Genomic DNA, 22,246 nt, shown 5'->3' on the forward strand with positions numbered 1-22,246 from the left:
AATCCTTGGCAAACAGTAGTCCAATCGGATCATGCTAAATGTGGCTTCAAAGATCTATTTTGCGATTGCAAATATATTTCTCCAGCAAATATCGCAGTACCCAGCCCAAAAACAAAAGGACATGCGGCAAGTCGCATTGCAGCATGCAGCATGAATATCATGGCCCAAAATTGGAAAGAAAGACTTAATGCCCTTCCAAAAACGCCACCTTTACTGAAATTTTTCAAAATTATAAAAAACAGCAAAATAATGGCCAAGGCACCAAAAATGCCATGTTCAGCTAAAAGTCTAGTGTATTCCGTATGCGCATGAGAAGCTTTAAAATAAAGTGCGCGCAGATCATAAGCCATTCCAGGCCCAACACCAAAAATGGGATTATCCTTAAATACCGCCCATTCCGATCTTATTATTTTATCTCTACCCGTGAGGTCTGTACTTTGCATACGAGAGGATACCGAACCTTGCGTTAATTGCTCGATACCTGGAAGAACTACCAACTGGATAACAATTAAAGACAAGGCCAGCGTCACCAACAGGTACTTTTTATACTTTCTTGATTGTAATAAATAAAACGATAATATCGCCATGGCGCCTATCGCACTCCAGAAACCTCCTCTGGAAAAGGTCAACGCACATTGCGTTAGCATCCAGATACATATGCATGCCATCAGTATTGAAAAAGTCCTTTTCTCTTTAGTCATTAAGGTCAACAGAAAAGCAACCAAAGCACCTAATCCAAGCATTGAAGACATTTGATTCGGGCCATACCCTGCAGAGGTGAGTTTGCTGGATTCAGTGATAGTGACGTGACCAAGAGCCATAGTGCCGGATGTGGCAAGAAAAGCTGCTCCGATTAGAGGTGCCAACAATGCTGTCAACAGGATAACAGTCTGATGCTGATTAAATTTTACCGTGCTGAAGTACAATACGGCAAGAGATAACAAAAAAGGGCCGCTCAAATTGAAACTGATCAATTCTCTATCAAAATATGGCATGACAAATATGGATGGAATTAAAAGAAGGAAATAAATTAGCGCCTTTTGATCAGACCTTTTGATCCTTTTTGTTTTAAGTAAAGCGAAAACAAGCAGAAAACCGATCCCGTACTTACCATATTCCCAGAATACTTTTGCATGCCCCATTCGCCATAAAACTTCGGCACTGGACATGTAGGAAACAAGGCAAATGAATTTGAATTCATTTGAGCGTTTGGATAAATAAGACAATCCTAAAAATAATAAAAAAAGTGCGTAAGCAGTTGCAGCATAGGCGCTTTTATTTACCAGATAAGCCAAGGGAATGTGGGCGAAAAGGAAAAATAATGTCCGATCCCCTACCGGCAGGCGTTTAAAATTTGTTCTCGTGTTATTTGCAATCATTATTTCAAGTACTGCTGATCGACCCCAGTATCCATGTTCTGGATATGAGTTTCGTAATTGATGTATTTTTATTAGGCTGCGGCATCGTTGTCACTGTCGCCCAATACCCAATGCTGTTGCTTCATCATTGATTTCATCAAAGTATCATTGTCACTGTGACAACAAAAACGTCCTGTCGTTCTGACAAAAAAACACAACTGACGCCATACCGGATTCAAAGCCAGTAAAAAATTAATTGCTGTCACCTGGGCGGCATCTCTTTCTATTGCGTCCTGAATTGATAATGCCAAAGCCTGCCGAAAACCTCCAATATCTTTCAAGTCGCCGAAGATATCAAGAATACGCATAGATGGGATACCATCTGTTTGCAAGCTACGGGTTACTAAGCAGTGCGAAGGAGAATCGGGGTTTCCCGCAAGGTAAAAGGAAAGCTCAGATCGATAGGGGGCAGATAAATAGCGCCACCGCCAAAAAGACTCATCCCGGTAAATTGTTACCGGGTACTGAAATTTAAATCGTTCAAACAGATCAGCAAGTACCGATGGCGATGGATTCGTTATGCATCTGGCATTATCCGTTCTTTCAGCAAGGATTCGTTTTCTCCACCACCATGCAGCGGGCAGCATAATTGTTGCTGCTGTTCGCAGCAAAACACCTGTCAGCCCCTTTGACCTTCGGATCTTATTAACCTTAATAGGGCGCAATGGCAAGAGCAGGACATCCCCGTCTTCACGCACGACCCAGTCGTGCTTTCGATGGATTTTTGCAGCCAGGGCGTTGGGAAAGCCTAACTTAATGCCTCCCACCTCGCGCATGCGCTGGTCAATCAGTGTCTGAATGCCCTTTCCCCGATATTTAGGATGAACTATCAGGTCAACCCACCATAGTGCAGATTCCGGCATTCCGTATAGTGAACAAAGCACGGGAATCACTGCACAATATGCCACAATCTCTTTATCTGTCTGCACAATCCACTGGTTAACACCTCCCCGGTATAGCCATTCGCCATGATTCATTACGAATTGATATTTTTCCGGAGAATATACGCGTTGAAGAAAATGTGCCAAACTGGTTTTATCGACATCATCTCCGGTCACAATCGTAAATGGTTTTGTCATGCCAAAGCAGCCTTATATGCACGTCCCAACTCAGACGCGACTACCGAGCTTTCAAATTTATTCATTACCATTCTCTTTGCTTTACCCGAAATACGATTTCTTAAGCTTGAATCAGTCAAAACACGCCTGAGCGCGGCACTTAGCCCTTCGGCATCATCAGGGGCCACTAAAAGACCAGTTTCTTCATGAGTTATCAGCTCCGGTACACCTCCAACTGCTGTCGCCACCACGGGCCTGCCTGCCGCCATTGCTTCGATCAGCGCATTTGGTGTGCCCTCCATGGAAGATGTTAAGCAGGAGACGTCAAAACGATGAAGCAGGCTGAATATGTCGGATCTGAAGCCCGTCATGATAACTTTGCCGGTCAAACCCAGTCTATCAATATGTTGCTGCAGAAAAGCAGGATAATCCGGGGCATCAGGCAGCGCCTGACCAACTATTAGCCCGCGTGTCTCCGGGAAGTGATGCGCAAGGCGGGCCATTGCCTCTATGAAAAGTCGATGATTCTTAACCGGCCGAAGATTTCCAATCAATCCGATGACCTTATGGTGATCGGAAATTCCAACGTCTGAAAGATCAACCGGCGCTCTAAAGTCTGTAGCCGGCTCAACAGCGTTGCGGAGAAAAAAAATGCGGGGTCTCGCAACGCCTCTGGCTGCTAATTCCTCGACCAGAGATTTGGAATTAACAACATGGCATTTGACACTGTGCAACGAGAGCCATTTAAAGACTGATGACATTTCGTGAAACCCCGGCAGATTCAGAGAACCCCTTAGCGCCCCCCACCGAACAGGCACCCCCGAGAGCCAGCCGACGATACCGGCGTAAGGATTGTCGTTTAGCGTCCAGGAATGAACCACATCAGCTCGCAATTGGCGTAATAATCTAAATAAATAAAGCATGCGCCTTGAAATGCTTCGGCATTCGCTTGGCATAGCCCAGACATGCACGCCTGCCGATCGGAGCTGCTCATCGTAAACATCATATGAGCTGGGATTAAAAACAACGACATGCCGGTTGAACTGCCTGGAGTCAAGGTGACTCATGATCAGCGTCAGTTGCCGCTCCGATCCGCCGCGGCCCAATTGACCGATCAAAGCGACAACAGTAATTTTTTGAGGCTCCCTAATCATAAATGGTTGAAACCGGCTTCTGATGTAAACCGCTTAATTTAGCAGCAAGGTAAGCGGTTTCAGACCGGTAAATACCAACTCGCGGTATTTCATAAGCGGGCAGCCCGATATTTTTTGAAAGCTCAGCAAAAGCCGCTCGATATCCTGCCGACATAACCGCCTCTGCAACACTCCGGTCATAATCGCCGGTGGGGTACGCAAAATAGTCAACTCTCTGCCCGGATATATCTTCGAGATATTGCCGGGACGCCTCAATTTCATACTTAAGCTGGCTCAAGTCGCATTGTGTTAAAAAGGGATGCGAAACCGTATGGCACCCTACAGTAATTAGTGAATGCGCCCCGGCTTTAGCTAATTGTTTTTCATCCATGCCATTGAAAAGTTCATAGGTATGCTCATCAAATTCGCCTTTCGGCCAGTACTGATCAGCCAATTTGCGGTTGGCGGGCAGCCAATCAGCGGGTTGAGGGACATGCTGCGTGGACACAAAAAAAATAGCCGGGGCTTTATAGCGTTCCAAAATAGGAACGCCACATTTAAAGGTACTGGCTAATCCATCGTCAAAAGTGAGCAGTACCCCAGGGGCAGATCCTTTTAAAAACTCTTCAGGAGTTAAAAATCGAAAACGACCCCCAACCCATTTCAAAATGGTCGAAAGTTCTTCAGCGCTTAAACCGGGCTGGGCGTCGGCAGGCAGCTTGGAACTCCGATGGCTAAAAATACCATGGAATTCAAGAACAAAACGTCCCTTTTTCCCGAACAGGTGGCGAGATAGTTCCAAGATACCGATTCGCCAGAGGCATCGTGTACCTGCATCGCGAAACTCCATTATGAGACCATTTCCTTCGCTTTACCACGAAGCGGTTGCCCCCAGGCCGCCTTCAGCCGATCAGCGATAATGCTTTGCCATTTTTCAAGGGTGAATTCGCGGCTGGTTTCTTGCGCGGATTGAACCATCGCATAAAATTGTTCCGGTTCAGAAATTATTCTATTAACGGCATCGCTCAATGCCTCCGGAGTAGGGTTGTCCAGCACTATCCCATTCCGTTGGGCGATCAAATGGGGCAAAACCGACACTGCAGTGGCAATGACAGGCAATCCGCAGGCAAGAGCTTCCAGAACGGCCTTTGGGAATCCTTCTTTTACCAGGGTAGGAAACAAAAAGAGATGACCTTGATGCAGGATTTCCATAACCCGGTCATGCGAAACATTTCCATGGAACTTAACATTTTTACTGACTTTCAGTACTGCTGCTTCGCTTTTTAAATAACCCAACGCAGGGCCGTCACCGACAATATGTAGGATGGTGTTGCTGTAGTGTTTCAAAATATCAGGTAATGCCCTGATGGTTGCTATCATATTTTTTTCATTCGTAACCCGGCCAACCGTTACTAGATGAAGGGGCATTCCAGGCTTCCAGGCTCTCTTCTTTGGTATTTGGTCAAGCTCATCGCGGGTAAGGGTGGTTGAGTGTATCCATTTTATGTGGAGATTTCTCTCGGAAGGCGAGATGGCACCGCCACCGGTGGCCATTACGACATTTCGTCCGCCTGCGATACGTTCCAAGAGCCACAAAAGGAAGTGATCTGCAATTGTTTTTGGTTTTCCCCATGTCCCGCAATGCCTCACAAAAAGCGCCTTGCGCTGCATCAGTGCAAGCAGGAGCCCAATCATCCCGACATCTCCTGGCACAAGTGCATGCACGGCGTCTGCCCGCCGGATTGATTTCCAAATCACAGGCAGATATAAAGGCAGCCAATAAAGCATTGCAATCTTGCGAGAAGTGTTTTTGCCGGCCGGTTCGGGTAGCGCAATGATCCGACGAAGGCCCCGACCGCTAAGAGGTTGTACACCGCTAATAGGCTTAGCACTTCGCAACGTAGCGATTAAACAGCTAGAATCAAATAGCTCTGCACATGCTCGCAAGTGGTAAGGGAAGCCGCCGACCGTGACGTAGCGACCGGGGTCATCCGGATCAGCCCACATCTCCTTGTGAGAGATCATCAATAAATTCATGCTTGGTTTAGTAACTCAACAGTCTAAAGTTTAAATGCCTTATGCCGCAAGCGGCATTTCGCAATCATTGGCCTTTTTGCCCTTTGACATAATTATTCGGTAAATCGCGCTATTCCTGAAAAAGCGAAAATTATGGTAGTATTCCATCTGGATGACGGCCTGCACCACTTCTTCCGATGGTATCGCCGAAGTGACGGTTCGCAGCCACCCTTGGTATTTCTTCCAGATCGATTGGTGGCAATTCAATGCCAGGATCTGAAGCATGCCGGTGGCGATACAGCCAAAATTAACAAAAGCTTCAAGCGCATCAATTGCTTCCCGAACCAAGCGTTTAGACCGAGGGTTATCGATTGCCGACAAATCACTTTTGGTTTGCCTTCCGGCCCGCGGCCACACACTGGTCCAAAACCGATAATAAAAAGCACCGATCAGATGCTTGAGAACTTTAAAACTGACCTCGATCTTGAATCGATAACTGTAGGCCCGGATGATATCGGCTGCCGGAAGCTTTAAATCCGAGCACATCAGAATAAATCGTTGGTCGCCATCGCAAACAAGTACAAATCGGACTTTCTCCTGAATGGGCCGCCAGATCAGGTCAAGGCATAAAACGGATATGATTTTGCTTTGCCCATAAATCTCAAGGCGCACCTGCTCGAATACTTCGGTTTCGAACAAATCCGCAAGCTTTCGTTTGGGGCCATATGTCCGGGGCCTGCCGCGTTTGCCGGTGCTTGGCGGCGGCGGCTCGTAGCCAACAACGTTGCTTTTGGCCATGGTAATCACATGAAGCAGGCGGTGGCCATTGTCATCCACGAGTTTCCTCACGATCGAAAATACAGGACCCACGGCAAAATAGGCGTCCAGAACGATGATCGCTTTCTTGCCCATGCGCCTGGTTATGTCGACGGCCATTTTGGCCATCAGGCTCGTCACGCTGACCCTTGGCCGGCCATTGACCAGCGGCGCTGGCTTACCCTGGAACTCTCGGAGCTCTTCTACCCCTTCATGCAACTCTGCACAAAGGGGGATGCAAAAGATTTTTTTTTACCCAGCCGGCCATGAGCCCGATGGCCCCATAATGATGGCCGTAAATATACGGGGCTTTGCCGGAGTTATCCGATTCCTGATGCAGTTTTTTAATCCCCGGCATCTTTTCGGCCTCCTTGCAGATTTTGATGCCGTCGCCGGCAAGGAGCATGCGATCTTTGATATAGATCAACGGGCAATGCGAGAGAACAAGTTGCCACCATTTTTGTAAAATGTCGGTGAGCTTCCAGGAAGTGGCTCTGAAGAACGCCAGCATGGAGGTATAGAATGACGGTTTCAGTTGGAGCCACCGTACAAAGGAGCTCACACCATAATGGTCGAGCCGGACCATGAAGCCGAAAATAACGACGACGAACCAGTTAAACGCCGCCGTTCGGGCAAAGCAGCTGCGAAAAGCAGATAACATATGGCTGATGACATCTATCATGATAGCCCTCCTGTTTCCTTGGAGGGCGCTTGTTTTACCGTAAATGTGTTGGGCCCGGTTTTAATAAACATTTTACCGGCTTTAATCTTTTTCAGGATAGCGGAGACCACCGAATCCCTTTCAAGTGTGACCTGGAACTGGGTTTCAGCCAGATCGATGATTTCAGAGACATGTAAGGGGCGATCGGCGGTGCTGAGTACGTGCCGAATGATTTCAATATTTGACGTACGTTTTTTGGGCTTCTCTTTAGCCCGCCCCTGAAATCGGTCAATGATTTTGAGTGTTGCTTCTGCAACCTCTTTTTGATACTTCAAATAATCGTCAAATTGGTCCATTTTGCATCCTCCTTTCGATTGTTGTTGAATTGGAGGATACAGGGCAAAAAGACGTATGTTAATAATTTTTTACGTAAGTTTAAATCTTTTTAAAAGCCCTTAAAACAGGCAATAATCAGAAAAATTTGAGTACGTATTATATAAAACACATAAATCGAACATTTTGCAACTTTAAACAGAACTTTGGACTGTCAAGTTAGTAATGATAATAATAAAAAGTTAAATTATCTATTTGATATGTGTTAATAAAAACGCATCATAGATACCTAATATTTTACCAGTCACTGCTTCCCAGGATTTTTTTTTAGGTTGGTTAAGAGCAGCATTAAGGTAAATAATCAATTGTATGCATTGCACAAGCCAGAAACGTAATTCCTGTCTGATTGTCCGATTTGGGACTATTGTTATAAATAGGTACCGATGATTAATTGCCGTTTTTCTGGCCACCAGATGTCCGTCTTCCCGCCCCTCGCGGGCATGCAGATGCTGGCAATGGGCTAGTCCATGTTCGAGCAAGACCCAATCGCGTTTTGCACGGAGAGACATCTGGGCATCTTCCAAAACCCCGAACCCAACAAAAAATTCATCGAAACGTAGCCCTCCTTCAAAGACCTGTCTGCGCCACAAAGCGGCGCCAGAGGATAAAAAATCCACCTCCCGCAAAGTATCATGTGGAGGCTGGAGGTAACGGTTGATGGGGTAGCCGGTCTGATAATCAAAACGACCTGGTTCAAAGGTTGTGAATAGTTTCAAGCGGCGATACCATTTCCACCGCTTTGAAGTGGTCGGATCAAGGTGTTGATTGGTGATGTAGCCAGTGACACCGCCGACTTTATTATCAACATCTTCCGCGAAAGCTTCAAGCATCAAGGTAAAAAAATCCGGTTCCAAACGAATATCATCATCGATGAAAGCAATATATTCCCCCTGTGCCGCATCAATGCCGATATTGCGCTGAATAGCCGTTCCTCCCCCACGCCGAATATAATTGACCGCAAAGGGCAGGCTGGGAGCCGATCTTTCAATTACCCTTTGCGTATCATCCTCGCCGGCAGGCGCGCCATCCACCAAAATAAGCTCATGCGGCAGATGCTTCTGCCGACTAAGGTTTGTTAGTAAGGCGCGTACTTGCTCTGGCCGGCGAAGGGTAGGCGTGACAACTGAAATGGATGGATCAGGCATAACAAAACCTCTCGCGGTGTTCGCGTGTCAGGTCGGCAACCTGTTCGCGCTCAGCGCGTGCAATACGCTCTTCTTGGAAGCGGTTGATCCCTGGTTCCAAAATATCGTATACCTGATCAAGGGCAAACCAATAATGGTCAAAAGCCGGCAGGCTTGTGCCATGCGTGCCATCCGGCAGAAAATGTGGCTTGGCTCGGAATCTGACTTTATCCACTTTACCCGGATCGAGGCCGGCCAACTGGTGAAGGCGCGGAATCATGGTTTGTGGGTCTGAAAGGATGTCCTCAAAACGAATGATGTGATAGCAAGGGAAGCGTTCTTGGTCGCTGACAGCGCGATCTACAAGCCGGTTGTAAAATGCGGCAAATTCCTGAGGGCTTTTGAAGATGTTTCGCCGAAGGTGGCTCTCATAAAGGGGAACCGGATCGCGTAGAAGTGCAAAAAAGGTGGCATCCGGGTACATCTCCGAAAACATGTCACTTAAAAAAGAAAGGCCATTGTTGTTTTTTGTCACTAACCGGGCGCTATGGACTTCATTCCGTGTATATAATTCTCCTTCAGCCTTAAAGCGCATATCAGGGTCGGAAAAAGTCCGCAGTTTGTGCCGATACAAAGTGGCATCAATGAAATTTTTAGTCCATGCGGAAACAGGTCGGCGAGGTTTTAGTTTCCACTGATCGAACAATAATGGTTGCCCACTGAGCAAAGCCGCTACATAGCCTTCCCAATGGGGGTCTCGCCAATTCGTACGGAAAATTTCGAGTGTTTCACGGATGGGTGAACAGGCATCTGGATGCGAGAGAAAAATATTCCAGAAAATATTGCTGCCGCCTCGCGAAAGACAATTGAGGAAAATAGGTGCTTTGTTTTTCATGATTTAAGAACTGCCAAACGAATTAATTCATCAGCCACACGCTGGCCGGATTTACCATCCAATGTTTCCCCAAAAAAGGCTTGCAGAAAACGTTTTCGTGCCAGTCTATCAGCTTGGGGGGTGGACAGGCCTCGGAGGATCATAGATTTCAGGTCGTCAAGCGAACGGGCCACCATAACGCCATCGCAGGCAGCGACCGGACGGTAATGTTCATAATCGATGTGCCTGGAAAAGCGCATGTAATATGGCAAGTTACTTCCCGGAGGTTCAAAGGCCAGGTTTACCACCGGCTTGTCCATCATCATCAACTCGAGCGTGACCGTGGACGCGCCATTAATGCCCATAGCGCAGTGCCTGAGTAGGTTGGTGTAAATGTACAGGTCTTCATGTAGAGGCATGACCCATTGTTTGTCCCACAGGATTGGCGGGAAGACCACATCAGGATGGCCACGCATTTCATCCTTAAGGGCGAGCATTTCCGCACTGTTGCCTTTTATGTAGGTCCGCACCAGCAATTGGGGACGTTCTTCATGATTGAAAGTTTGCAGGAACTCGATCACTGCCCGAACTGTTCGGTGCTCTTCGGCAAAATCAGGGTTCATACCGGTTGTATAAAGAATAAAGCGTCTCGATGGATCAAGCCCGACCCGGCGGCAGAGTTCTTCACGGGACAGGTGAAAATCCGTATTGAAGTGGAAGTCGAACTGCGGCGTGCCGGTCACGGACACACGCTCCGGGGCTATATGCGGATATAATTCTAAAAATTTCTTCTTAATGTTTTCTGTCCAAACCAGAAAATAATCATAGGGTACCATAATGCGTCCGCGCGAGGTCAGGTTGTCCCAAGAAAATAGGAATGCAGCCGTTTTGAAGCCCAGTCCCTTGGTTACTCGCATCGGAAAATCGGCTTGAGGGCCGTGGATATGGGAGCAGTTAAAGACCAAGTCCGGTTGAAGTTGGGTCAACAAATCATCCATTTCGCGTGTTGGCCGCAAATACCACTGCAGCCATGTGTCGACTTTTGTACCTGCCCTCAACATGGTGGAGTTCATAAACAAGGTGGAAAAAGTGCGAGTCAGGAAAAGTTTAAGTTTCTCCCGGCGGTTACCCCGCACCCGATTGTTGTGCTTGCCCCAATAGTATTTGGCCGCTTCCGTCCACATCCAACGATAATGGGCGGTATTAATAATATCGTGAAAGAACGTGACCAAGCGATTGGGCTTGTAGGTCTTGAGCGGCAGGATGCGCTCAGCATAAGGCCGCGCCTGGGCGATTACATCACCATGGTCCACAATCGAAAGCAAAGTAACACGGGCATACCCACTGAGAACACGCAAAGTATCCGAAAAAACAAAGTTGCGGATGGCTTCACCGCGCGCAATGACCATGACAATATGAGGACGACGATCAGTAAACATAAATTTTCAACAACTTAGGTGGCTATTTTACTTATAAAAGAAATTACGCCAATAACCCGCTGAAGTCAGTAGAGAAGGCATCAGCAAGGCTGCCCGAATCATTGCAAAAGGCGATTGGGGAAAACGTTGGATCGCCCTGGCGTATTTAACGTAGCCCCTTGCGATGCGGTAGGCAGCCATTTTTCTGCGCAAATGATCCAGCTGCGGGGCCCCCGAGATGGCATCTTGATAGAGTTGACCAAATTCGCGCGCAAAGGGCAAAACATCGGCCACGCTTTTGCTATCGGCATGACGTCTGAAAATACTATAGGTCTGATTAGATAGCGCCACTGGAAAACTGCGACAGACGCGGTAAAGCAATTCGCGATCCATGACGTACTTCATATCCTCACGCACACGGCGCCCGACAGTATCCAGCGCAGATCTCGTATAGAAAGTGCTAACCTGGTGCAAACGATAGACAGAGGGCGGCCCTAATGTAAGATCACAGGGCGAAGGCTTTTCCAAAAAGGGCGTTATAGGCTCGCCAGGGTACGACTGCCCGGGATCCCAAAAGCAGAATGCGCCAACGATAGCCCCGACCTCTTTTTCCCGTTTGTAGATTTCGGCCACGTCAGCAAAGGCGCCGGGTAGATATAAATCATCACTGCTCAAAAAAGTTATAATCTCGCCGCTGGCACGCGCAAAGCCCTTATTGATGGCTTGGCTCTGGCCTGAATCTGGTTCGCTCACCCAAAATGCCAACCGATCTGAATATTTTTTAATGATTTCGACCGAATCATCAATACTGCCACCGTCAATCACAAGCAACTCAGTGGCGGAGTAATCCTGTTCCAGCACCGACTGAATAGCCCCTTCAAGGTATTCCCCTTGGTTAAAAGAAGGAATGATGATGCTGAAAACCGGAAATTCCATTATAGACCGAAGTTAAGGACGCGAAAAAAAAAGCGTCGCGCGACTACATTCAGAGTGGCTGATATAAACGGTTGGCGTTTCCTGGAAAGGGTATAACCGAGGGTTTCCATTTGATCGCCAAGCAAAGATTCAATGCGGCCCAGTTCACTTGGCTGTAAATAGTGTTCCCATTTTCGGGCTGCATCTTTATAAATGAAACCTTTTTGTTTTTTACCGCTTTCAGGATTGCCACCCCAAGGCACCCGCCCAAACCCTTTGGAGGGTGAAAGCAGACATGGCTGGAAATTAATATCTAAAAACTTGGCAATGGATTGCATTATGCTCTGGGGGTTATAAATAAGATCCTCATAACGCAATATATAACGATTTTTTGTGGCAACCATGCTCTGGCAATCCTGCATCGTGCAAAATGAATTGCTCCATGTCAGAGAAAATTTTTCAACAGATGTAGTACGGCGTTTGTTTTTGATGTCCCTTTTTTTATAGGATGTGTATACATCTCGTGGGTCCCGGATCACGTATATAAATTTAGCGTTTGGCCACCACTGGAGGTAACGATAAAATAAATACTCATAAGAAAGAGATTTATCCACCCAACACCTTGTTTCCTTTGTCAGGTGGCCGGACGCCAGGCCAAGAGCATGGAAATATGACTGAATAAAATCTTGGGGGCGTTGATCTGAGGCCATTGTTAAGGATCGAAATTGCTTTTTAAGCCCATCTATCGAGACATGCGAGAGAAAATCCTGATAATAGCGGCTTTTCTGGTTAAAAATGTAACTGATCATAATTGCTTCGGCAAAATCCAGCCGTTTCTCAAATGAATCAGACCAGGTTTTCAGCCGGTCTATCCAGCGATAATAGCGTTTATACCAAGACACAAAATGAGAGTCAGCAACATCCACAAGCAGCTGCGGGTGGCCATCCAGCAAACTTTGCAATAATGTGGTGCCGGAACGAGCAATACCGAGTATAAAAACAGGGGTAAGGTTGTCAAAATTTGTTTGCTTCATTTGTAGATATAAGTCTCCCAAAAGTCGCGATTCCATTTGGCCCAGGCATGAGCGCCAAATGGCATTTGTCGATTGTTTTGTTCAAAACAGGTCATGGGGTGTGCATCGAAGGCAAAGCCTAAGGCTATATCGGAAGGCGCAATTTTGAAGTTCGGATGAAACAGATGAGCGCGATCAGACCAGAAAAGGTCTTCGTTAAGACTGTAATGTGTTCTATACCATTCAATTCCACGACGAGCGTCGCGGATTACACGCAATTTCTTGGACCAGCGCGCCGGAAGGGGGAACTTTTTCAGATCAGGCAGATTGGCGGTCAGAACAGCACTCCATGGGGGAATATGTTCTGTATTTAATACATTCAGAAAGGACTGAACGCGCCGCAGGGAGAGGCCTCCATTGCCGACCCGCGAGATACGTGGCGGCTGGCTTTCTTTTTCGAATAGCGGCGCGCCTATATAGTCATAGCCCATTTCACACCAGCTGCGCAGGTTATCGGAAAAGACCAGGCAATCCAACTGATAGATCAATACGTAATCATATTCTACAAAAGTTTCATAAAATTCCGGGGAAAGCAGAAGCTTGCTGTAATTTTTAATATTTTTAAAGTAATGGGCAGGAAATTCCCGCAATTCGACCCCCTCCAAGCATTTTCCCAACCCAACTGGTTGTATCGCAAATTGGGGAAAATCATTTAAGTAATGCGAAAGGTGGCGTAGAGATATTTTCTCTTCAGCTGTTAGATCAGGTTTATAGTTAGGGACAACTATGGCGATTTTAGATTTCATATTATTATGGTTAAGTAGATAAGCGATAACCAGCCCGCTGCATTTCTTTAGCAAATTTAGCTTCTAAGGATAGCAGGGATTCAGCGTCTAACTCTTGTTTCCATCCTCCAGCCAAACCTTTGCGCACAAACCGCTCTTGCCTGTTTTGCAATTTCTCAGAGGTTCCGTAGCGGTCTTCAAGTGTTTGCATACTTTTGAAGCTAGAGGATTTTATAGCAGTAGATATTTGCTTATTACCGTATGTAATCCCTATGAAATCTAAAACTTTTTTTAGACAATATTCGGGGTTTTGTTTTAAACTTTCGTAATAAACAAATAATATATTCGTTTTATTAGGAGCGTTTAACCATCCAGCTACATGTGAATCCCACCTACAAGGCCAGATATCATCTAACTCAATAAAGCTTTTTAAATCTAGAAAAAAGTTTTTATTACACATTCTTTGATAGTGCCAATAAGAAATCATAACATCCCGAGGGTCCCGTAATACATAAATGACTTTCTTTAACAAAGGATCGTAGGGGGAATGAACTTTGAAGATGCGCGGCGATTGCATTTGATTAAAAGTCTTTAAGCTTCCATGCAAATAACCTTTTCTTTTTAAGTAAACTTTATTGATATCAGGAATATAATTAATTGAATTTTTCAAATTTAACACCGTTAAATCATCTTTTAGAATATTGGCCACTAAAAAAGAAAGCCAAGTTGTGCCAGATTTTGGATAAGATACTATGAAGGTATCGGTTGGTCGAATAAAAAAACGAAATCCCCAGTAACTATAAGCCGATTTGATTTGTTTTAAAATTCTTTGAAATATTTCATTATTCATATAAAAATCGATAAGTCATTAAATTGAGTTTTTTAAAAAGAGATCGAACGAAGCGGTTTCCTTTTAGATAAGCAAGCCAGGCATTTGACTTATGAGGCACAAATTTTTTATTTTGGCAGGAAATACTATCACTGGATAACCAAAAAAGCTCTGATTGAAGGTCAGGGATTTTGTTCCCCATATGGTGAACGAGATAATCTACTGTTGATAACCTCCAATACCCTTTTTGGTTCAAGCGAATCTCAAATACTGGACTGTAAATCGGATCAAAATATTCTTCTTGCCTAACATTATTAATTGGCAAAACATCTCTAAGCGCTTTTGATGTAGTGAGAAATTGGAAATCAGCAGCAGAAACAAAAGCGCCCACCGAGTTCCGTTTTACAAGGATATCTTTACGCCCTGCAAGCCGCTGAGTATATTTATCCCACTCTATGCCTATGCTAGTCGCATGAGCAAACAAAAAATCTTCTGAAATCAAATTGCTTCCATGCTCAACGGAAACAGTTGAAGACTGTTCAATTCCAAAAAGCGTGCCTGAATAACGAGAGCCTAAAGAGTTAGCCAAAGGTAAAGCCGTAATTTGGCCGGCTTCAGGAAAAGTCTCCATTATCTTGAGCGACTCCTCCAACCAACCAGGGAGAAAATATACATCACTATCTGCAAAGGCTATATATTCGCCGGGCGCGGCAGAAAGAAGATAGTTGAGCGCACCGAGTTTTTTCAAATTTTGGCTTGAAAAAATTAAATATTGGATTTTACCTTCTTGTTGCAAGCCTATTAAATAATTTTTGACCTCTTCGCATGAACCATTATCAAAAACCATCAGGTCGAACGGCTCATGGGTGTTATCGTAAAGACTCTTGAAAAAGAGTTTTAGCACCTCCAAACTTTCACTCCAATAACCAGAAAGCATTGGAATATAAACGATGGTTGTGACTGTGACCTTCTGGTGAACAACGGGTTCATCTTTTATGCTTTTATTTTTTAGGGGGTGGCGTCCTATTCGAGGCATATCTATACAGACCAGTGATTAAAGTTTTTTCCAGATAATTCTCTAAATTTCTGAATATCTTCCTCTAAATACCGAGCAAGGATTTTTCTTTCAGCGCTTTGAAGCTCCGGTAAACGGACCGCACGCTTGAAAAATATTTTATTAACCTTATGAAGGAAAAGGGGAAAATGAATTTTTGATAGTATCGTATTGTTTTTAAAATGACGAAGTGCAGTTATGATATTTATCTCTCTTTTCTTAACTGAACTATTGTTTATCGAACGCTCAAACTTTGGGGAATAGAATGAATCTTCAACGTTAAGGAACCGAAAAACCCCTTGCATCGTCTCGCGTGGATTCGTTTTTAAATCCCATAAGTCAACAATATATATCGATTGTTGCCCAAACAAATTCCAAAAGGGCAAAATTTTTTTGTAATATTTACTCAGATCGATGAAAAGATTTTTCGGATCAGAAAAAATAGCTTCTTGAAAAGTTCGGTTTTCTAAATGTTTTCGATAAGCATTAGCATAATGGGAACGGATCCTGTCAATTGGGTCGCGAACCATATAAATCAATTTGACATCTGTAAGGGTATGAGCGATTCTTTCAGGGACTTCTTGCCAATCTGCATCTTCGGTGTATGAAGGGGAGGATTCTCCCAATATGTCATTTCTAATAGGCCAATTTGACTCGTACCAGTTAATGCCCCTTTTCCATGCCCTATTCGAGTTAAAAAAAGAAAGTTCTTTTATTTTGGACATGGTAATTTGGGGGTGTAAATCTAGATAATCATGAATGGCACTTGTTCCACATTTCGCTATTCCAAAAATTATTAGGTTTGGTAGGTTGCCCAAGTTTATAATCCTCTGACTTATTTTTCAGTTTTCGCACACAAAGCCTTATGAGGTGATTATGTACGATTAAAGCTGGAAATCTATGCGGAAAATTCAGGTAAGCATTGAATTTTATATATTGTTCTTAGGGGATTACATCCTTTGTATTCGGTGGAATGGAACTGTTTGAAGCGACAAAGATGTACTTCGCGAGCAAGCTCCCTAAAATGGCAGATGAAAGAGGGCGAGAGTAAAAATGGTCATACAAAGCACGTCCCCTCTCTGAAAGACGCTGCAAAGAAGATGGATCAATAACTGAGGAAGTTATTTGAGCGGCAAAATTTTCAGGTGTGTCCTCAATCAGAATATTTTGCCCCGGTTGCAATCCAACAATTCCTTCAGCGGCGTTTGAAACGCTCAAAACAGGAATACCACAAACGAAAGACTCAATTATGCGCGTGCGCAGACCAGTTGCCACAGAATTACCCACTAGATGCAGGTCACATTGTGTATAGATATCCCGTATATTATCTACAAAACCCAAAAACTTTACCTGTGGATACTTTTGGGCTAATTGCCGAATTCGTCCGGAATAAGGCGTATCTTTTATTTTGCCGACAATCCACAACTCAAGGCGAGAAAGAATGTCTTGTGGCAGTAGCGGATAGACATCTTCGAGGATAAAGTTTAAGGAGTAGTAACCCACCATTGCATCGGGACTACCGACATGCAGAAGTCGTATCATCCCATCTTTAGCCCAAACACGGGAGCGACAAGGCGGACATTCATCAGGCCAACTTATAGGAAGTAGTTCAGCCTTGTCAATACCAAGCTTCTCCCGAAAAATGCGTTTTTCATGCTCTGAAATCGTCATTACCAGACTGATAGCCTTTGCAATCCGTTTTTCGATTTTTTTGGCATAGAGCAATCGCCTTTTTCTTTCAAAAAATGGCTTTCTCCTACCCGCTTCTTCACGCATTCTTGAGAGTTTCAGGTAACGATCTGATTCCCAGTCATGGCAACTCCAGATCAATTTCAATTTTTCCCCCTGCAAAGAAATAGCTACATTCGCCGTAGAAGGATACTCAAAGTGGTGAATAGCGCCAGGGGTTTTCTTCTCATTTTCCAATACAGCGTGTATGATAAATTGCCGATCAGGGTATAAAACATGCAAGACATCTTCGAATGGAAAGCCAATTTTATAGGCAATGCGATGACGCCATCCCACCATGGCAGCATCTGGTTTGATTGGATAATACTCCGCGCCGTCAGGTAGAGTGGCACTCTTATAAGCTGGTTTCTGTGTAATATGAATAACCTTTACTTGCATTCCCAGGTCGAGATAAGCCCGTATATTGGTAAACTGTCGGATTTGAGTGCCTGACCCAAATGGTGCTATGAGTGTATGAGTATAAAAATATACGGTCATTCTTTAGGATCTATTTATCAAATCAAATTATTAAGGAGATAGGTTGCACAAACTGTTCAAAACATTTAAAAAAAACCTGACGAGAAAAAATGGCTTTTTGAGCAATCACGCCATTAAGAGCACTATTAAAAAGATCGCCGTTAAAAACCAAGTTTTCAAGCTGATCTGCAAAGGATTTCGTTTCGGGTTTGGTACAAGCCAAACCACAATCATAATCATTTAGATATCTTACTACCGTACTGTCAATCGGGCCCAATGCCAACATTGGTACTTGCGCCTGGATATATGTTGTTATTTTAAGAGGTAGTGAGGTCCGCCGGGTTTCTGCCATTTCCGGTGCAAAATCCCAGTTAAGAAAGCCGATATCAATTCGCCTTAACTGGCTTTCAAATTCTTTTTCCGGCAGCCATCCAGTAGCTTCCACATCCTCAGTTATTAAAAGATCCCTGGAAGGCCTGCCGAGATGCAATATGCGGAATTTCCCTTTACCGTGCCGCTGGTTTAGCAAATTCACTGATTCAACCAATATATTCCAGTTTCTTTTGGAATTAATGCTGCCAACTGAGCCAATGATGATTGGCGATTTTTTGGAATCGAGTGTGCGTGGCGCTAAACATTTTTCCTTTTCCACACCCGGAAACAGGGTGATGGTTTTCACCCCATAACGCTTCTGGTAAATTTCTCCCATATAATCCGAGATGACGGCACAGCTTTGAGAAGTCCTGAGGGTCTTTTCAAACTCACGGTGGTACAAATTGACCAGCCAAGAGGGGTAATTTTTAACTCGAATACGGTTAACCGGGTCGTCATGCACCATTGAAAGCAATGGCACACCCAAAATCCGAGCAGCTACCCGGCCGGCGACAACCGCTTCGAACGCCAGGTCGGCCAGCACCACCTGGACCTGATGGGTGCGACCAAAATCAGCAGCTTTTTTCCCTGCGTACCAGGCCCAGGGAAATAATTTGATAAATTGTTTCAAATGCGGATAACGGGTCAGACGCTGAAAAGATTCGGTAAAACCGTATGGGATATCAAATGGATTTGGCGTTTCCGGCTCCGGTGCTCTCAGGGAAAACCAGGCGAATAAGTCAGGGTATTTATCAAGAAGAACACCCATAAATGCCTTTGATGCAGAACGGGGGGCTTCAAGAGGCATACATGTTATGAAAAGGATTTTTGAAAATTTCATGCAGTACAAGAAGTCAAAATGCCTCGGATACTTTTAAGGCTTTGTCATAGAGTTCGGTGGATAGCAAATCAATTCGTCTTATCTCATCTTGAGATAAAATCTCTTTATATCGATTTATTGTTTGTTTCTTTAAATTTTTCTTTTCATTAAAACTTGAGTTTGCTTTTATACTATGATTATTAAAAGTAGGGTCCAGCATTGAATTAGTAAATTCTATGCCCAGCTTACCAGCTAAGCCTTCCATCACTCCCTCCGTATTCTGAACAAGAGAGTCAAATCTTATTAATATCACCCTTTCTTTGTGCTCTCTCCAAAGTTCAATGGCGTTATTGGTAGATTTTTTCCAATAATTCTGTATGCTTGATTCGATTTCTCCATATATTTTTGGGCGGTAACGAGAAGCCGAAGCATACCAGCTAAAAGGGTCACGAATAACAGAGATAAATTTCCCATCGGGATAAACTCCAAAAAACTTTCTAATGTTCTCTTTTTCAAGAACCATTTGGGGGGCAAAAGCCACAGTAAATTTTTTTAAAGACGGGCTATAAAGATTTTGATTATCAACCCACGCGTTGAAAAATGCTGTCATATAAGAATTAAATATGTTTCTCTGATTGATGGCTGAATGTCTCAGGTCAACCACGCATGTGTTAAATATTTTTTCACATAACAATGGGCAAAAAATAAATGGGTAGGTTTCTTTATCCTGTGGCCAATACCGGAAATCATTCTTCAGCCATCTCCATACGTGTATCTGAACAAGAGACTTGAGCCAAGTTTCTGGAGTATCATTTAAGTTTATTTCTGGCCACGGATAATCATAGATATCCGGTTTTATTCCCATTGCCAATTCTACAGGGTATGTATGGCACTCCGGATGACTATCAAATAACCTGTGCAGCATCGTGCCGCCGGATCTAGCAGCCTGAGAAATAAGCACCATGGGCTGGTCTACATGCACAAGGTGATTCAAACGAGAGCGGTATACATTATGGTATTCCTCTCTTTTACGAGTTTTTTTAAAGAATGTCGCCCTTATTCTCTTATATTTTGTCTCACTATCCACCCGAAAATGGCCCAAAATTTTTTCTCTTATAGCTTGATATCTTTTTTCACTTAAAAAAAGTCTTCCCAGTCGGCTTAAAACCTTTCGTATCAAGCTATATTCCATCAGTATCAACTATTTGCATCTGGGCCGTTTTGAAAAGTTCAAAACTTAACATAAAATGAATATTATCCTTTAAATCGGTTAAAAATTCGTTTAACGAATTTCTTAAAATTATTTTTTGCAAAACTCCCCTCATTGAAGTGCTTAGTTCTCCAAGAATCATTAATGCCTTCCCTTGGGTTTAAAGGATGAGGGGGATAGATTGTGGAGCACTTTAGAGGTATCAAAGACAATCTAATTAAATCTGTAAATGTTCGGCAATAGAAATTATTTTCTTTAAGCCTACCAGCTTTAAAATATCCATATTTCTTCATGTATTGATCAATTATCTGATTGGATTTAGCATCATTGGCTTCGACAATTAAAACACGAGGCTTATAGTGGGATATATCGAATCCTTCTAGTACAAGCTGTTCTGCTCCTTCAACGTCTATTGATACGAATTCTATAGGTACTGGAGCTTTTGCTTTTTCTAATATCTCGTCAAGTCTATTAATGGGAACGATAATTTTCTTATAATCTTCGACTTTATTTTTAGCTTTTGCACGCTCCGCATTACTATTTATCAATGTTGAAAAATCTCCATTTTTATCGGCATAAAAATCTATATACCCATTCTCATTACTTGCCGCTCCTTCAAAACAATAACTATTGGGACGATTCTTTGATAGAAGTTTAAAATATTCAGGTTGAGGCTCAATGCATATACCTTTCCAGTCTTTGCTCTCGAAGAAATATGTATTGCTAAATCTTATACCATCTAAGGCACCAACTTCCACAAAGAAACCAGGTTTTTTTAGGTTTTCAAATAGCGACCAAAGAAGAAAATCCTCACCATTTTGACTGTAAAATTTATGCATAACTCTGTGCGTTTTCTTTCAATTTAGAGGTGTTAAAAATTCAGAAACTCATGATCTTATCGTTGCCAATCTACCCCCAATTGGGTCTCCGATAAAGGTACGCTTTATTATTTCTGTGTTTTCAAAAAATATAGGTCTTCGCATAGCAAAAGAAAGAACTATGCGCAAAAGCGCTGATAACCTGCCGCTATTTTATATTTGGCAATTATATGAGTAGAGGGGGTTATCATAGGGCTTCCTGGCTTCCTTTTTGATGCCCAACGGTGATTTTTTTATACACGTCAACTTGATGAGGCATGGACTTTTAGACCCAAGGCAAAAAGCCAATGCTTATATTTCTGCTGCTTTATAATTTTGAAAACACCCTGCCCAGGCATTAATTGCCTCTAAGTTTTGATCTTATCGGCATTTCACTCTCATACACTTTCTTAACACCGTCCCCCAATGCCTTTTCAATAACCCGGATATCCCGCACCAAGCGCATCAGGCCCCAGGGTTCCACGGAAGCCGCTTGATCACTGCCCCACATGGTGCGGTCCAGGGTGATATGCCGTTCAACAAATGACGCACCTAATGTAACCGCGGCATAAGTCGTTTGCAACCCGACTTCATGACCGGAATAACCAATGGGATAGTCAAACATATCTTTTAAGGTTTTGATCATCTGGAGATTGAGTTCCTCCGGCTTACAAGGATAGCTGCTGGTGCTGTGGGCAATCAAAAGTGGGGAGGTGTTCACCGCAGGAATCGCCTGTTTGATTTCCTCCATCTTTGACATTCCAGTTGAAAGCATAATCGGTCTGCCCGTTTTCCGGATATGTTTTAGAAGATCATTGTCGGTGAGTGATGCAGAAGCGACTTTATAGCAGACCGGTTCAAACTGCTCCATAAAATCCACCGCTGTCTTGTCCCAACAGGAAGCAAACCACGCAATCCCCTTTTCTTTGCAGTAATTGTCTATTTGCCTGTATTCCTCCTCGCCGAACTCCACGCGATACCGGTACTCCATGTACGTCATCACCCCCCAGGGCGTTTCCCGTTCAATATCCCTCTGGTCAGGAGGAACACATTCCTCTGGGGTCCGTTTTTGAAATTTAACCGCTTCGCACCCTGCCAGTGCGGCAGCGTCGATCAGTTTTTTGGCGATATCCAGGTCCCCATTATGATTCAAACCGATTTCGGCAATTACATACGCGGGCTGTCCTTCCCCAATTAAACGGCCTCCAATTTCGACAGTTTTTGGCATAAAATCCTCTCTATTTGGCATATTTTCTCATTTAAACATTAATCGAA

22 protein-coding genes are annotated in these 22,246 nt (G+C 44.0%); all 22 read right to left on the reverse strand.

Annotation, left to right across the window (positions count from 1 at the left end; genetic code table 11):
• Positions 1–29: 29 nt before the first annotated feature.
• The 22 genes from U5L07_05055 to U5L07_05160 all read right to left on the reverse strand — a co-directional run bounded on the left by U5L07_05055 (position 30) and on the right by U5L07_05160 (position 22,199).
• A complete protein-coding gene (locus U5L07_05055) occupies positions 30–1,379 on the reverse strand; it encodes an O-antigen ligase family protein (protein MDZ7831096.1) in 1,350 nt (449 codons plus the stop codon).
• A 71-nt stretch (positions 1,380–1,450) separates the two neighbouring features.
• Positions 1,451–2,497 (reverse strand): GNAT family N-acetyltransferase, encoded by a 1,047-nt coding sequence (locus U5L07_05060; protein ID MDZ7831097.1) that lies wholly within the window; start codon positions 2,495–2,497, stop codon positions 1,451–1,453.
• Positions 2,494–3,630 (reverse strand): glycosyltransferase, encoded by a 1,137-nt coding sequence (locus U5L07_05065; GenBank protein ID MDZ7831098.1) that lies wholly within the window; start codon positions 3,628–3,630, stop codon positions 2,494–2,496. Before U5L07_05065 ends, U5L07_05060 begins: the two co-directional genes overlap by 4 nt.
• The gene (locus U5L07_05070) at positions 3,623–4,459 is read right to left on the reverse strand and encodes a polysaccharide deacetylase family protein (GenBank protein ID MDZ7831099.1); all 837 of its coding nucleotides are present in this window, start codon (positions 4,457–4,459) and stop codon (positions 3,623–3,625) included. The genes U5L07_05065 and U5L07_05070 overlap by 8 nt, the downstream gene beginning before the upstream one ends.
• Positions 4,459–5,646 carry a glycosyltransferase family 4 protein gene (locus U5L07_05075; GenBank protein MDZ7831100.1) on the reverse strand — a complete coding sequence of 396 codons (1,188 nt, stop codon included), beginning with the start codon at positions 5,644–5,646 and terminating at the stop codon, positions 4,459–4,461. Before U5L07_05075 ends, U5L07_05070 begins: the two co-directional genes overlap by 1 nt.
• 39 nt (positions 5,647–5,685) lie before the next feature.
• Complete coding sequence (locus U5L07_05080; protein ID MDZ7831101.1) at positions 5,686–6,561, reverse strand: hypothetical protein; 876 nt, start codon at positions 6,559–6,561, stop codon at positions 5,686–5,688.
• A 91-nt stretch (positions 6,562–6,652) separates the two neighbouring features.
• The gene (locus U5L07_05085) at positions 6,653–7,123 is read right to left on the reverse strand and encodes a hypothetical protein (GenBank protein MDZ7831102.1); all 471 of its coding nucleotides are present in this window, start codon (positions 7,121–7,123) and stop codon (positions 6,653–6,655) included.
• Positions 7,120–7,458: an HTH domain-containing protein gene (locus U5L07_05090; protein MDZ7831103.1), complete on the reverse strand. Its 339-nt coding sequence runs from the start codon at positions 7,456–7,458 to the stop codon at positions 7,120–7,122. The genes U5L07_05085 and U5L07_05090 overlap by 4 nt, the downstream gene beginning before the upstream one ends.
• 228 nt (positions 7,459–7,686) lie before the next feature.
• On the reverse strand, positions 7,687–8,640 hold the full coding sequence (locus U5L07_05095) for a glycosyltransferase family 2 protein (protein MDZ7831104.1): 954 nt from the start codon (positions 8,638–8,640) through the stop codon (positions 7,687–7,689).
• On the reverse strand, positions 8,633–9,514 hold the full coding sequence (locus U5L07_05100; protein ID MDZ7831105.1) for a sulfotransferase: 882 nt from the start codon (positions 9,512–9,514) through the stop codon (positions 8,633–8,635). The genes U5L07_05095 and U5L07_05100 overlap by 8 nt, the downstream gene beginning before the upstream one ends.
• Positions 9,511–10,932 carry a hypothetical protein gene (locus tag U5L07_05105; protein MDZ7831106.1) on the reverse strand — a complete coding sequence of 474 codons (1,422 nt, stop codon included), beginning with the start codon at positions 10,930–10,932 and terminating at the stop codon, positions 9,511–9,513. The genes U5L07_05100 and U5L07_05105 overlap by 4 nt, the downstream gene beginning before the upstream one ends.
• Before the next feature lie 27 nt (positions 10,933–10,959).
• Positions 10,960–11,847, reverse strand: a complete 888-nt coding sequence (locus U5L07_05110) for a glycosyltransferase family 2 protein (GenBank protein ID MDZ7831107.1) — start codon at positions 11,845–11,847, stop codon at positions 10,960–10,962.
• The gene (locus U5L07_05115; protein ID MDZ7831108.1) at positions 11,847–12,860 is read right to left on the reverse strand and encodes a sulfotransferase; all 1,014 of its coding nucleotides are present in this window, start codon (positions 12,858–12,860) and stop codon (positions 11,847–11,849) included. The genes U5L07_05110 and U5L07_05115 overlap by 1 nt, the downstream gene beginning before the upstream one ends.
• The gene (locus U5L07_05120; protein MDZ7831109.1) at positions 12,857–13,699 is read right to left on the reverse strand and encodes a DUF5672 family protein; all 843 of its coding nucleotides are present in this window, start codon (positions 13,697–13,699) and stop codon (positions 12,857–12,859) included. The genes U5L07_05115 and U5L07_05120 overlap by 4 nt, the downstream gene beginning before the upstream one ends.
• Positions 13,656–14,474, reverse strand: coding sequence for a sulfotransferase domain-containing protein (locus tag U5L07_05125; GenBank protein MDZ7831110.1), 819 nt, complete (start codon positions 14,472–14,474; stop codon positions 13,656–13,658). Before U5L07_05125 ends, U5L07_05120 begins: the two co-directional genes overlap by 44 nt.
• Positions 14,467–15,357 carry a glycosyltransferase family A protein gene (locus tag U5L07_05130; protein MDZ7831111.1) on the reverse strand — a complete coding sequence of 297 codons (891 nt, stop codon included), beginning with the start codon at positions 15,355–15,357 and terminating at the stop codon, positions 14,467–14,469. The genes U5L07_05125 and U5L07_05130 overlap by 8 nt, the downstream gene beginning before the upstream one ends.
• 134 nt (positions 15,358–15,491) lie before the next feature.
• The gene (locus U5L07_05135) at positions 15,492–16,325 is read right to left on the reverse strand and encodes a sulfotransferase (GenBank protein MDZ7831112.1); all 834 of its coding nucleotides are present in this window, start codon (positions 16,323–16,325) and stop codon (positions 15,492–15,494) included.
• 124 nt (positions 16,326–16,449) lie between these two features.
• Positions 16,450–17,733 (reverse strand): glycosyltransferase family 4 protein, encoded by a 1,284-nt coding sequence (locus tag U5L07_05140; protein ID MDZ7831113.1) that lies wholly within the window; start codon positions 17,731–17,733, stop codon positions 16,450–16,452.
• Between the two features lie 22 nt (positions 17,734–17,755).
• Positions 17,756–18,925, reverse strand: a complete 1,170-nt coding sequence (locus U5L07_05145; GenBank protein MDZ7831114.1) for a glycosyltransferase — start codon at positions 18,923–18,925, stop codon at positions 17,756–17,758.
• A 13-nt stretch (positions 18,926–18,938) separates the two neighbouring features.
• Positions 18,939–20,084, reverse strand: coding sequence for a sulfotransferase (locus U5L07_05150; protein ID MDZ7831115.1), 1,146 nt, complete (start codon positions 20,082–20,084; stop codon positions 18,939–18,941).
• A gap of 74 nt (positions 20,085–20,158) precedes the next feature.
• Positions 20,159–20,953, reverse strand: coding sequence for an FkbM family methyltransferase (locus tag U5L07_05155; GenBank protein ID MDZ7831116.1), 795 nt, complete (start codon positions 20,951–20,953; stop codon positions 20,159–20,161).
• A gap of 376 nt (positions 20,954–21,329) precedes the next feature.
• A complete protein-coding gene (locus U5L07_05160) occupies positions 21,330–22,199 on the reverse strand; it encodes an N-acetylneuraminate synthase family protein (protein ID MDZ7831117.1) in 870 nt (289 codons plus the stop codon).
• Positions 22,200–22,246 lie beyond the last annotated feature (47 nt).

Source organism: Desulfobacterales bacterium (assembly GCA_034520365.1).
GTDB lineage: Bacteria > Desulfobacterota > Desulfobacteria > Desulfobacterales > Desulfosalsimonadaceae > M55B175.